This is a genomic window from Atlanticothrix silvestris CENA357 (assembly GCF_016056295.1).
GTDB lineage: Bacteria > Cyanobacteriota > Cyanobacteriia > Cyanobacteriales > Nostocaceae > Atlanticothrix > Atlanticothrix silvestris.
On the sequence record NZ_JAECZB010000016.1, the window covers coordinates 1 to 13,652 of the forward strand.

Annotated in this window: 11 protein-coding genes and 2 pseudogenes; all 13 read left to right on the forward strand. The window is 47.2% G+C overall.

All coding sequences use genetic code 11. From position 1 onward, the window contains the following. Positions 1 to 279: pseudogene (locus I8751_RS09210) on the forward strand (IS4 family transposase); the annotation flags it as partial. Positions 280 to 592: 313 nt separating this feature from the next. Then, positions 593 to 7,273, forward strand: coding sequence for a PAS domain S-box protein (locus I8751_RS09215; RefSeq protein ID WP_214438873.1), 6,681 nt, complete (start codon positions 593 to 595; stop codon positions 7,271 to 7,273). A 12-nt stretch (positions 7,274 to 7,285) separates the two neighbouring features. Further along, complete coding sequence (locus I8751_RS09220) at positions 7,286 to 7,915, forward strand: response regulator (protein WP_214438874.1); 630 nt, start codon at positions 7,286 to 7,288, stop codon at positions 7,913 to 7,915. A gap of 242 nt (positions 7,916 to 8,157) precedes the next feature. Continuing rightward, on the forward strand, positions 8,158 to 8,835 hold the full coding sequence (locus I8751_RS09225) for an isochorismatase family protein (RefSeq protein WP_214438875.1): 678 nt from the start codon (positions 8,158 to 8,160) through the stop codon (positions 8,833 to 8,835). A gap of 341 nt (positions 8,836 to 9,176) precedes the next feature. After that, positions 9,177 to 9,278, forward strand: a pseudogene (locus I8751_RS09230) (LuxR C-terminal-related transcriptional regulator); the annotation flags it as partial. A 218-nt stretch (positions 9,279 to 9,496) separates the two neighbouring features. Beyond that, positions 9,497 to 10,054: a DsbA family protein gene (locus tag I8751_RS09235; protein ID WP_214438876.1), complete on the forward strand. Its 558-nt coding sequence runs from the start codon at positions 9,497 to 9,499 to the stop codon at positions 10,052 to 10,054. Positions 10,055 to 10,241: 187 nt separating this feature from the next. Further along, on the forward strand, positions 10,242 to 10,424 hold the full coding sequence (locus I8751_RS09240) for a hypothetical protein (protein WP_214438877.1): 183 nt from the start codon (positions 10,242 to 10,244) through the stop codon (positions 10,422 to 10,424). After that, entirely contained in the window at positions 10,421 to 11,209 is a 789-nt protein-coding gene (locus tag I8751_RS09245) for an SDR family oxidoreductase (protein ID WP_214438878.1), read from the forward strand. Before I8751_RS09240 ends, I8751_RS09245 begins: the two co-directional genes overlap by 4 nt. A 170-nt stretch (positions 11,210 to 11,379) precedes the next feature. Further along, positions 11,380 to 12,276, forward strand: a complete 897-nt coding sequence (locus tag I8751_RS09250) for an alpha/beta fold hydrolase (RefSeq protein ID WP_225894054.1) — start codon at positions 11,380 to 11,382, stop codon at positions 12,274 to 12,276. Positions 12,277 to 12,333: 57 nt separating this feature from the next. Then, positions 12,334 to 13,008: a glutathione S-transferase family protein gene (locus I8751_RS09255; protein ID WP_214438879.1), complete on the forward strand. Its 675-nt coding sequence runs from the start codon at positions 12,334 to 12,336 to the stop codon at positions 13,006 to 13,008. 85 nt (positions 13,009 to 13,093) lie between these two features. Beyond that, the gene (locus I8751_RS30365) at positions 13,094 to 13,213 is read left to right on the forward strand and encodes an alpha/beta fold hydrolase (RefSeq protein WP_404800424.1); all 120 of its coding nucleotides are present in this window, start codon (positions 13,094 to 13,096) and stop codon (positions 13,211 to 13,213) included. A 12-nt stretch (positions 13,214 to 13,225) separates the two neighbouring features. Next, positions 13,226 to 13,345, forward strand: coding sequence for an alpha/beta fold hydrolase (locus I8751_RS30370; protein WP_404800425.1), 120 nt, complete (start codon positions 13,226 to 13,228; stop codon positions 13,343 to 13,345). Between the two features lie 5 nt (positions 13,346 to 13,350). Further along, a complete protein-coding gene (locus I8751_RS09265; RefSeq protein ID WP_225894055.1) occupies positions 13,351 to 13,644 on the forward strand; it encodes a cupin domain-containing protein in 294 nt (97 codons plus the stop codon). Positions 13,645 to 13,652: the final 8 nt, after the last annotated feature.

Below are 13,652 nucleotides of genomic sequence, written 5' to 3' on the forward strand. Positions count from 1 at the left end.
CTGATTTTATTAATTGCTATCGCCTATACTTGTGCTGTTTTAGCAGGTCGTAACTCTCGTCAAATGGGATTACAAAAATATATTGGTCGTCTGAAGGAATTAAACCGACTACATCGCCGACATAGCGCATTTTGGGTTGGTTTGTATGGCCAATTATGGGTGGGTGCAATGGAGTTTTGGGCTGATTTAGCTCATGATTTAATGCGTTTAAAGCCCAGTAAACTACCCTATTTTCGCAAGGGTCTACGTGCTATGTCTCTTATCCAGTCTGCTTTGTAGCTTCTTTGTCACCCCTTCAGGTCTTTTGGTTGCAGTTTCAATGGAGATACCAACACAACGGGACAGTGAAGAAGTTGTACGAGGGAAAAGATAAAACTTCCCGCTTCTTGACATCCAGCTATGCCAGTTGTTTAATTGAGTGCTGTAGAATCCCTCTACATGATTGATACAGCGCTCAACAGAGTTCAGTTAAGGCTCTACAACTGGCTAGAAATGAACAAAACCAAATAGAACCTCAAAAAATGAGAAATGTAGATAGCTGGATTGCTGTATAGTTTCAGTTATGCCAGATTATACTCCCAAGAGTTGCTCTATGATTGCTCTACCTGGTATTGCCATCCAAGACAAGATATACGAAAGTTCTAATTCTCTGGTTTATCGGGGCATTAGAGAGGATGGAGTAGCGATCATCGTAAAAATACTCAAACAAGATTATCCCTCACCTCAAGAACTAACCCGCTACAGACAGGAATATAAAATTACCCGCTCCCTAAATCTGGAAGGAGTTATCAAGGCATACAGCCAGCAGGACTATAAACGCACTCTGGTGATTATCTTAGAAGATTTTGGGGGAGAGTCCCTAGAGCAATGGATGCACAAGCGCCCAGATATATTCTGCCCCATGCCTTTATCCACTTTTCTTGGTCTTGCGATCGCCCTCACCGACATTCTTGGCAGAATCCATGCAGCCAATGTCATTCATAAAGATATTAACCCTGGAAACATAGTCTTTAATCTGGATACTGGCGTTGTCAAAATTATTGACTTTGGGATTGCCACCCGCTTTAACCGCACCAATCCGACGTTCAAAAGTCCCCATGTGTTAGAAGGCACGCTTGCCTATCTGTCGCCAGAGCAAACCGGGCGGATGAACCGAATGCTCGACTATCGCACCGATTTCTACTCACTGGGCGTAACCTTCTACGAACTGTTAACTGGACAGCTACCGTTCCCCACTCAAGACATCCTGGAGCTAGTTCATTGCCATATTGCCAAACCGCCGATTCCTGTGCATGAATTGAACGCCACGATTCCCAAACCCATTTCAGGCATAATTTTGAAGTTGATGGCGAAAAATGCGGAGGATCGCTATCAAAGTGCCTGGGGCATCAAAGCGGATCTAGAACACTGCGCCGGGCAACTGGCAGAAATGGGTCAGATCAACGCCATGTCGTTGGGACTGCAAGATGTTTCAGAACAGTTTTGCATTCCTCAGAAACTGTATGGACGAGAAGCCCAGACTAAAGCATTATTGGCGGCGTTTGACAGAGTGGTTAGAAAAGAGACGTTTGGCGAAAATTGTCAACTAGAGTCAGGCATAGAAAATGCTCAATTCAATGTCGAACTCATGCTTGTTGCTGGTTACGCTGGCGTTGGCAAAACAGCATTGGTGCAAGAACTCTATAAACCCATCACAGCAAAGCACGGCTATTTCATATCAGGTAAATTTGACCAATTCAGGCGCAATATTCCTTACAGCGCCATTGTGGATGCCCTGCAAAAGTTGGTGCAGCAACTTCTGGGGGAACCGGATGAGCAAGTGCAACAGTGGCGATCGCGTCTACTCACTGCTTTGGCAAGCAACGGACAAATTATCATAGATGTCATTCCCGAAGTTGAGTTCATTATTGGCAAGCAGCCACCTGTGTCCGAAGTTGGAGCAACAGAAGCACAGAATCGCTTCAATCTCACGTTTCAAAAATTTGTGCGGGCGTTTTGTGCAAAAGAGCATCCCCTGGTCATTTTCTTAGACGATCTACAGTGGGTCGATTCTGCGACGTTGAAGTTAATTGAACTCATATTGCTTGACGAGCAAACTCAATCTCTGTTTTTGATCGGAGCCTATCGAGATCATGAAGTGTCTCCAACGCATTCATTAATTTTGATGCTGGAGAGCTTGCGAAAGCAGGGAGCAGTACTTCAGGAAATCATCCTGACCCCCTTAACGCTGGAACCGTTGAGTCAACTGATAGCTGAGACATTACATCGCAATCCTGATACCGTTCGTTCCTTAGCCCAAGTCGTGTTGCGTAAAACCGAGGGCAACCCTTTCTTTGTTGGTGAATTTTTGAAGCTGCTGCATAGCGAAAACCTGTTAACCTTTGATGCCCAACAGGTGAGTTGGCAGTGGAACTTAACTGAGATTGAAGCTCAAGATATCACCGATAATGTGGTGGAGTTACTGCTGCGTCAGTTGCAGAAATTGTCGGAAGCAACACAGCAAGTTCTCTCCATCGCTGCTTGTGTTGGGTCTGAGTTTGATTTAGGAACGTTGGCGATCGTTTGCGAAAAATCACCGAAAGCAATTTTCCAGGATCTACTAGCAGTAATACAAGCGGGATTAATTCAACCTCTATCTGAATTAGACGAAAACTTGTTAGTTCAAGACTACAAGTTTCTGCACGATCGCGTTCAGCAAGCGGCTTATGCTTTGATTGATGAATCGCAGAAACAGGTTGTTCATCTCCAAATCGGTGGCAATTTGCTCGAAAAAACTTCACCAGAGCAACGATCCGATCGGTTGTTTGAAATCATCGATCATCTCAATCAAGGACTTGAGCTAGTCACTGCTCGATCAGAACGAACTGAAATTGCCAGACTGAATTTAATGGCAGGACAGAAAGCAAAGGCAGCAACGGCTTATGAAGCAGCTTTTAAGTATTTCACTACAGGGCTTAAACTCCTCAATTCAGAGAGTTGGCAGAGTGAGTATGACCTTACCTTAGCGCTGTATTCAGAAGCAGCAGAAGCGGCGTATCTCCAGGGTCGCTTTGATGAGATGGAACAGTTGGTAGAAGTGGTACTCGATCGTGCCAAAACAGTGGTTGACAAAGTGCAGGCTTACGATAGCAGAATTCAAGGACATTCGTCACAGGGCAACCTGAAAGAAACACTAAAAACTGGTTTGGAAGCGTTAAAGCTCTTGGGAATAGATTTAATAGAAAATCCAAGTCAGGCAGATATTCAAAGGGAATTGGAGTCAACGGCTGCACTACTCGCCCAACGAGAAATCGAAGACTTGAGTAATTTACCAGAGGTGGCTGCACCAGAACCACTGGCAGCTATAACAATCCTATCGAATATGGGATCTGCTGCATTTATAACGTTACCAGCACTGTGGATACTGATTATATGCAAAACGGTAAATTTATCAATCAACTACGGTAATGCTGTCTGGTCACCGCTGTATTATGCTGCCTACGGATTTGTTCTATGTGGAGTTGTTCAAGACATTGAACTCGGCTATAAATTTGGTCAATTGGCTCTTACCTCGGCAGAACGATTGAATACCAAAAAAGGCAAGGCTAGAGCATTACAGTTATTTAGTGAGCATGTTATGCAATGGAAAGTACATCTTAAGGAGCCGATACCACTGCTGGTTGAGGCTTATCAGGAAGGAGTGGAAACCGGAGACTTTGAATCTGCTGGTTATGCTGCATATTACGTGTGCCATAACTCATTTTTTGCTGGAGAGGAACTTACTCAACTGGAACAAAAAACAGTAATTTACAGCAAAGCGATCGACCGAATTAGACGAGAAAGTCCCTCGAATTGGCTGACAATATTGCGGCAGACTATTCTTAATTTGTTAGATAGGTCTCTTAATCCCAGTCGCTTAGTTGGTCGGGTGTGTAATGAAGAGGAGGCGTTATCACACGCTATTGCAGTTAAAGATGGAACTGTAATTCAAATACTCTATTTACACAAAGTCATGTTGTGTTATCTATTTGAAGAACACCATCAAGCTGAACAAACTGCTATTTTGGCAAGGCAACATTTTGAAGAGGTGTCAGCAATAACGATTCTACCTATATTCTGTTTCTATCATTCTCTAGCGCTTTTGAGCCTATCGCTCGATGCTTTAAACTCTGAAAAAGTAGCTTGGTTAAACTGTGTTAACACCAACCAAGAAAAGATGCAAAAATGGGCAGAACACGCCCCGATGAATTATATACATAAATTTCATCTGGTTGAAGCAGAGAAAGCGCGAGTCTCAGGGCAATTCTTTGAGGCTGAAGAGTTTTATGAACGGGCGATCGCAGGTGCTAATGAAAATGAGTATATCCAGGAAGAAGCATTAGCTTATGAATTAGCGGCTAAACATTATCTGGCGCGAGGTCGAGAAAAAATTGCTCAAACCTACATGAAAGAGGCGCACTATTGCTACGATCGCTGGGGCGCGATCGCTAAAGTTAAAGACTTAGAAACTCGCTATCCACAATTCTTTCCTCAGTCGTCTAGAGCCGCTTCCACATCAATTCCTATTACTGCTGAAACTATCACTAATCCCTTCCATACTGCTTTCGATTTAGCAGCAGTGATGAAAGCTTCACAGGCGATTTCTCGTGAAATTGAACTGAAGCAATTGCTGCGATCGCTGATGCAAACTTTAATTGAGAATGCTGGCGCACAAACCGGATATCTGATTTTAGAAAACTCAGGAGAATGGTCGATTGAAGCGGCTTGTGAACTCAATGCCGATGAGAATGCTTGTACGACTCAGGTGTTACAGTCTATTCCAATTGCCGATCAATTGCCAGAATCAATCATTCACTATGTGATTCGGAGTCTTGAGCCTGTCACCTTAAATGATGCGACTCGTGAAGGTGCTTTTATTAATGAGCCATACATTCAACAGAACCAGCCTCAATCTATTTTCTGTTTGCCGCTGCTGAATCAAGCTAAGCTGGTCGGTGTATTGTATTTAGAAAATCGATTAGCAACTGGAGTATTTACACCAGAGCGATCGCAGGTCTTGCAGCTATTATCGACTCAAGCCGCGATCGCCATCGAAAATGCCAACCTTTACTCAGAACTGCAAGCTAAGGAAAGCAAGATCGCCCAGTTTCTTGAAGCGATTCCAGTGGGAATTGCGATCGTGGATGCGACGGGTTGCCCTTACTATACCAACCAATGCGGCAATCAACTCACGGGCAAAGAAACTGATCCTTCCATCGCACCGGAGCAGATATCAGAGGCTTATCAGCTTTATGTAGCGGGAACGGATCAAATCTATCCAGCGGAGAGCTTGCCTATTGTGCGGGCATTAAGGGGCGAACGCATTAGGACTGAAGATATAGAAATTCGTCGAGATCAGGTCTCAATTCTAATTGAGGCACGGGGAACACCAGTTTTTGATCAACAAGGCAATATCACTTATGCGATCGCAACCTTCCAGGACATTACGGAGCGCAAACAAGCCGAGAAACTCCTAGCCGACTACAACTGCACTTTAGAGCAACAGGTTGCAGAACGAACTGCTGCGTTACGACAAAGTGAGGCCAAGTTCCGAGCTATCTTTGAAAACTCGCAGGTCGGCATTTTCCGAAACCGCATCTCAGATGGATTAATTCTCGATGCCAATCAATGCTTTGCAGAGCTGCTTGGCTTTGATTCACCCCAAGAGATCATTGGGCTGGAACACACCATAGGCTATTGGGTCAATCCCAGCGATCGCCAATACGCTATTGAGGTGATGAAGCGGGATGGGGAACTGCGAAGCCATGAAGCACAGCTGCGAAAACGAGATGGGACGGTTTTCTGGGGACTTACCTCTTCTTATCTGAATGCAGCCAATGGATACGTCGAAGGGGTGATTGCGGATATTAGCGATCGCAAACAGGCAGAAGTTGCTCTACAAATAAGTGAAGAACGACTACGCTTGGCATTAACCGCTTCAAATCAAGGACTTTACGATCTCAACATCGAAACTGAAGAAGTTGTGGTTAACCCAGAATACGCTTTAATGCTGGGCTACGATCCAGCAACATTTCATGTGACCAAATCTAGCTGGATTGAGAGTTTGCATCCTGACGATAGAGAATCAGTGCTTGCAGTTTACCATGCTTGTATTACTGGAGAAGTCCCCAGCTATCAAGCAGAGTATCGCCATCGTACCCAGGATGGTCAGTGGAAATGGACTCTTGCTGTCGGCAAAATTGTTACCTGGAATGAATTCGGTGAACCCATCCGAGCGTTGGGAGTTGTTACGGATATCGATGATCGCAAACAAGCAGAAGAAGCCCTACAAGCCTCAGAGACAAAGCTACGGACTCTAATTGAGGCAATTCCTGATCCATTATTTGTACTGTCTGCTGAAGGGCGACTCCTTGAAATAATGGTACTGGAACCAGATCTGCTATGGCAACCCTATGAGGAGATGATTGGTAAAACCATGCATCAAATCGGAAAGGAACAAGCTGATGAATTTCTAGGTTATATTCAGCAGGTGCTGAGAACCCAACAAATCCTCACGGTCGAGTACAGTCTGTTTCTAAATGGACGAGAAGCCTGGTTTTCGGCTCGCATTGCTCCAATCGGTCACGACCAGGTGATTTGGCTGGCGCGAGATATTACGGCGCTGAAGCAAGCAGAAGAAGCCTCAATTTTAGAGGAGCGCAACCGTATGGCACGCGAAATTCACGACACACTCGCTCAGGCGTTTACAGGCATTCTGGCTCAGGCGGGAGCGGCAAAACAGGTGCTAACGGATGATGTAGAAGCAACTCAGGCACACCTGGATCTGATCAAAGAATTGGCACGAACTGGACTGACTGAAGCGCGGCGATCGGTTGTCGCGCTCCGTCCTCAGCTTCTGGAGGAGAGCAGTTTACAGAGCGCTCTACACCGTCTCGTCGCTCAAATCAGAGCTGCCGCAATGGATACCACTCTATATTATGAGACTGAGGGTACAGTGTATTCTCTACCGGCTGAAGTCGAGAGTAACCTACTGCGAATGGGGCAGGAAGCATTAACCAATGCAATTAGACACGCCAATGCTGACGAAATCCGAGTGTTGCTAGTCTATGATCGCGATCGGTTTTGCTTGCGCGTGAGAGACAATGGACAGGGCTTTGGAGTTGGGAGTATTCCAGCCTCTGAGGGTTTTGGCTTACTCGGCATGAGCGAACGAGCAGAGCGCATCGGCGCACAACTCACGATTAGAAGTCAACCTGGACAAGGAACAGAAATTATTGTCACCGTCAACCCTTGAGTGAGCATTACAATGAGCCAAGCTACGACCATTCGGGTTCTGATTGCGGACGATCACGCCATTTTTCGGCAAGGATTAGCCACGATTATCAACCGTGATCCAGATATGCAGGTGATTGCACAAGCCGAAAATGGGGAACAGGCGATCGCCGCCTTTCGGGAACACCAACCAGATGTAACGCTAATGGATCTGCGAATGCCTGAAGTGGAAGGAGTTGCCGCCATTGGTGCAATTTGTGCGATCGTTAAATCTGCTCGGATTATTGTACTGACCACGTATGATAGTGACGAAGATATTTACCGGGGATTGCAGGCAGGCGCAAAAGGATACCTGTTGAAAGAAACTGAACCGGACGAGCTTCTGAATGCCATTCGTACCGTTCATCGGGGTCAGAAGTATATTCCGCCCGATGTGGGAGCAAAGTTGGTACAGCGGCTCAGCAATCCAGAACTGAGTGAACGAGAACTAGAAGTACTACGCTCACTGGCGCAGGGAATGAGTAATGCCGAGATTGCGGCGGCTTTGAGTATCGGTGAAGGTACTGTTAAATCTCATGTTAATCGGATTTTGAATAAGTTAGATGTCAGCGATCGTACCCAAGCTGTGATTGTTGCCGTTAAGCGCGGCATTGTCAGTTTGTAGGATGTACTTTCGATCAGATTCGGATTCTAACTTAAGTTATAGCTAGCCTTCTACTTTGCGATGGCACGGTTACTCTATCAATTTGTACTGTAAAAATTTTAACTTGGTATAGACGACAGCTTGAAGGCGATCTCCTATATTGAACTTATTCCGAAAGAAGCTGAGTACTAGAACTGGACACGCCCAAGATAGCTAGGAAAAAATGACATTGATTGAATTTGAATGAAAAAGGAGACAAACCCATGAGCAACACCATTGACACAATGATCGATCCCAACGACGCCGTGCTGCTGCTGATTGATCATCAGAGCGGACTCTTCCAACTTGTGCGTGACATCGAACTCCCAGTCCTCCGCTCCAATGTCACAGCGCTCGCCAAGATTTCCCAACTCGCCAAGATTCCGACCTTCACGACTGCTTCGGTGCCCGATGGCCCCAATGGGCCCCTGATTCCCGAAATCCACAAGCACAATCCTGAGGCGGTTTACATTCCGCGCACAGGACAGATTAACGCCTGGGATAACCCAGCTTGGGTAGATGCTATCGAGAAGACCGGGCGAAAGACTCTCCTCATCGCCGGAACTCTCACCAGTGTGTGCATGGCGTTTCCGACCCTGAGCGCACTGGCCGCTGGTTACAAGGTCTTCACGATCATTGACGCTTCCGGCAACTGGAGCCAGATGGCGACCGACCTCACTCTGGCCCGCGTCGTCCAGGCGGGAGCCATGCCCATCGACACTTACGCAGTAATCGGCGAACTCATGAACACGTGGAACCGTCCGGACGCAATGGAGTTTGCCACTGTCATGGTTGACCTCATGCCGATTTACCGCGCCCTGATGGAGAGCTATGACAAAGCTCAATCCGTGCAACGAGATGGACTAGAGACCAAGCTTGATCGGCAAATGGCACCTGTGTAAAAGCATCTAGTTACAACGCGCACGCAAAAAATAAGAGAAGGGAAGGCGAGGGGTTGGTTATCAGTCAATACCGTTCAGTTAGAACTAAAAACCTTAAATCGCGTAGGTTGGATTGAGGGACGAAACCCAACATTTTCAAGGATTTGTTGGGTAACGCATTGCCTCAACCCAACATATAATTATCCTTAAGTGAACCGTATTGGGTTATCAGTTCCTCGCCCTGCATTCCCGATAAGAATGTCCGTAACACCCTAGCAAGCGGGCTAATCGGATCGAGGCAGGTGTTTTTCCTGCCCCTCCTACACCCCACCCATCATGCGGAGCCGCAATGGGCGGCTCATACTGTTAAATCTCATGTCAATCGAATTTTGAATAAGTTGGATGTAAGCGATCGCACCCAAGCTGTGATTGTTGCCGTTAAGCGCGGCATTGTAAGTTTGTAGGATGTACTTTCGATCAAATTCGGATTCTAACTTAAGTTAGAGCCAGCCTTCTACTCCGCGATGGCATGGTTAATCTATCAATTTGCACTGTAAAAAATTTAACTTGCTATGGGCGACAGCTTGAAGGCGACCACCTATATTGAATTTATGCAAACAGTCATGCAAATGGATTGAGCAAGTAAATCGCAAGGCTCCATGCTTGATACAGATGTAGAAAGATGATCGACGACCATAGTTCCAGTTCTTTAGTTGTGCCAGCTTCAACCCAAGATCACAGTCAAGGTGTGCTAAGTGCCGCCGTGGTGTTAGTGATGTATGGGGATTATCAATGTCTTAGAAGTGCAGCCGTTTACAAGCTGATTAAAATCATTCGGCAAGAGCTTACGGTTTCTTTTGGAGAGGATTATTTATGTTTTATCTTCCGCCATTTTCCACAAACACAGATTCATCCCCATGCTCAACGGGCAGCCCAAGCAGCCGTTGCTGCCGCCGCCCAAGGAAAGTTTTGGTTAATGAGCGATACTTTATTTGACCATCAACAAAGGTTGGAGAACGGTTATCTTGTCGAGTACGCCAATGATTTAGGGCTTGACATTCCTCAATTTCTCAAAGAGTTGTCTAAACAAGTGCATGTCGATCGCATCAATGAAGATATCGAAGGCGGAATACAGAGTGGAGTGACGACTACCCCAGCTCTGTTTATCAATGGAATTCGGTATACCGGGCACTGGAACACGACGGAGTTGATGGCAGCCGTGATTGCTGCAAGTCATTAAGTTCCCCGATCTTTGCTCCCAATTCATATCTGACTTGTCTGTAAGTGCTGTAAGCCATCTAGTTTTTATGGCTAGATTTCGCCTGTTTCACTGAACAAAATTGCCGCTTTGTGAACCATGCCAACAACTGAATTCCTGCGTATTGATTTAGTCAATTACAAATCAGTATTTCATTGAGGATAATTCTATGACGCATTTACTAGTACAAGGCAAGAATGATTCTGGGCATGAAGGTAAACCTCAGACTGATTCTCTTCGCGACTCCTCAGTTAATCATGCCCTGATTGCGATCGCGCAAGAAGTCACTGAGTTGCTGAGGCAAGCTTACCCGATACAAACTGATGAAATTGAAACAGGAGAAACAGAATGATACTGCAAGATAAAGTGGCGTTAGTCACTGGAGGCACATCGGGAATCGGTAGAGCAACTGCGTTAGCGTTCGCGCAGCGTTCCGAAGGAAAGCTTAACGAAGTTATCGCTTATGCCCAACAACAAGCAAAGGTGATGGTGGTTGGTCGTCGAATTGATGAAGGTGAAGAAACGGTTCGATTGATTAAGGAAGCTGGCAAAGAGGCTATCTCTGTGCAAGCAGATGTCACGCAAGAAGCCGATGTTAAAGCAATGGTTGATAAAGCGTTTGACGTTTTTGGTCGGTTGGATATTGCCTTTAATAATACAGGAACGGTTGGCGAAAATCCCTCATTGATTGAGCAAACAGAAGCGGAATACGACCGCACTATGAACGTCAATGTCAAAGGCGTTTGGTTGTCGATGAAATATGAAATTGCTCAGATGTTGAAACAGGGAAGTGGTGCGATCGTAAATACATCATCTGGGGCTGGAGTCGTTGCAGTTCCTACCCAATCCCTCTACACCGCGAGTAAACATGCAATAGTAGGCTTAACAAAAGCCGCCGCGCTCCAATATGCCAAAGCGGGGATTCGCATCAATGTCGTTGCACCAAGGTCAATCGAAACAGATATGTTTGAAGCAGCTCAGGATGAAGTCAAAGCTTACTTGGCAGGACTTCACCCAATCGGACGAGCTGGCACACCTCTTGAAGTTGCAAATGCAGTCCTGTTTTTATCATCTGAGATGGCATCGTTCGTAACAGGTGAAACGTTGATGGTAGATGGTGGGTATGTAGCGCAGTAGTCGATCAGCAGTCCGAGACGACAGACAACATTTGCAGGCAAAGTTGCACTGGTAACGGACGGTTCTCGCGGTTTAGGAGCGGTGAGCGTAGGGTATGCGAAAGGTGTCCAAGATTCTAAATCTGAATGTCGAAGTTCAGTCGGAAGAAAATTAAAAAAGAGAATTGTACGATGAAAATACGCTACGGGTTTCGACAGGTTGGTGATGTCGAAGTGTTCTACCGCGAGGCGGGGGCAAGCGATGCGCCAGTGATACTGCTGTTGCACGGCTTTCCGACCGCTAGCCACATGTTCCGCGACCTGATCCCTCTCCTCGCCGATCGCTTTCGGCTCGTCGCGCCGGATCTGCCTGGTTTCGGACAGACCAAGGCACCGCCGCGCGGGACATTCGACTACACCTTTGATCGCCTTGCCAACGTAATCGAGGGTTTCACCAATGCTTTGTCGCTCGATCAATACGTGCTCTACATCTTCGACTACGGTGCGCCAGTAGGTTTGCGTCTGGCGATGCGCTATCCTGAACGGATATCTGCGATCGTCTCGCAGAACGGCAACGCCTACCTTGAGGGTTTCAGTGATGAATGGGGATCGTGGGAAACCTATTGGCGCGAACCGAGCGCAGCGAACCGGGAAGCCTGCCGACTCTCGATCGCGCCAGACACAATCCGGAACTGGCAGTATGGTACCGGAGCCGATCCAACCCTTTTGTCACCCGACGGCTACGAACTCGACATCGCCTACATGGCGCGGCCAGACGCGGAGGAGATCCAACTCGATCTGATCCTCGACTACCGCAGCAACGTCGCGCTCTATCCGGCCTTCCAGTCGTACTTTCGCGAGCACCGTCCGCCGCTTCTCGCCGTCTGGGGTCGTCATGATCCGGCATTTCTGCCCGCTGGTGCCGCTGCTTATCAGCGCGATCTCCCGGATGCAAAGATTCATCTGCTTGATGCTGGCCATTTCGCGCTGGAGACCCATGCGGAGGAGGTAGCAACGTTGATCCGCGCGTTCCTCGACAGCATGATCGGTTCCACGCTGCATCTTGAAGGGGATTGCACAAGAATCTGACAAAACACCCTAAGAATCTGAAAGAAACCGAGCATTAGGAGTCATTACACCCAGACTATGAAAATAGCAGGTAAGAAGCAAAAACACATTCTTCGCGATCAGGGACATTTCATGAAACTCTATCATATGCCCGGTGCTTGTTCGCTGGCTGATCTCATCGTTCTTGAATGGATTGGTGTGCCGCACGAAATCGTCAAGATGAGCCGTGAAAGCATCAAGTCACCAGACTACCTCACCATCAACGCGGATGGCACGGTACCCTTGCTGGAGCACGGCGACTTTTCACTCACCGAAAACGTTGCCATCCTCGGTTATCTCGCCGACCTATATCCGGAGGCGCGGCTGCTTGGCAACAGCACCCCGCACGATCGGGCTGAGGTAATGCGCTGGCTCGGCTTCCTCAATTCCGACGTGCACATGACGTTCAAGCCGATTTTCACGCCGACCCGTTTTCTGCAAGACCCAGCTTTCGCAGACGCGATCGCAGATACCGCTCGCATCCGCATACGCACATACCTTGAACGGCTCAATGCCCGACTCGACGGACGAAACTGGCTCACTGGCGAACGATCGATTGCCGATCCCTACCTGTTCGTCATTCTGCGCTGGGCGATCAACACTCAGGTCGGACTACAAGGCTTTGAGAACCTGTCACGATTTGTAGACCGCATGAATCTCGATACTGGTGTGCGTACCGCGCTGGCTACCGAAGCAGAATTAAAGCCATCTTAGAGGCGGCAAACGCGGTGATCGCTGCATGACAATTGCGGTGCAACAGACAAAAACACCTCATCGATTTACAACGGAGAAACCTCTCATGTCTTACGTCACTGTCGGTCAAGAAAACTCGGCAAATATTGATATCTACTACGAAGATATGGGAACAGGACAACCGATTGTTCTGATTCATGGATTTCCATTGAACCGACATTCCTGAGAAAAGCAGGTCTTGGTTCTGCTGAACGCAGGGTATCGGGTGATTACCTACGATCGCCCAGGCTTTGGAAACTCCAGCCAACCCTCAGTCGCCTATGACTACGACACATTTGCAAGAGTACTACCCATCTAACACTCATGTTCATCCAAAAACTACAGTCATGTCCAGAATTTATTGCAGGTGACAATACCCTTCTGCGAGAATTACTCCATCCCGATAAACAACCTTTAGCGTTGCGATATAGCCTTGCTCATGCGATCGTGCCCGTTAGCGAAACCTCAACGCCACATTCGCTCAGCACTTCAGAAGTGTATTACATCTTGACGGGCAACGGTGAGATGTTCATCAACGACCAATCTCAACCTGTTGAACCTGGAGGTGCTTTACATTCCGTCAAATGCGAAACAATCGATTCGCAACACAGGTCGTGAACCGCTCA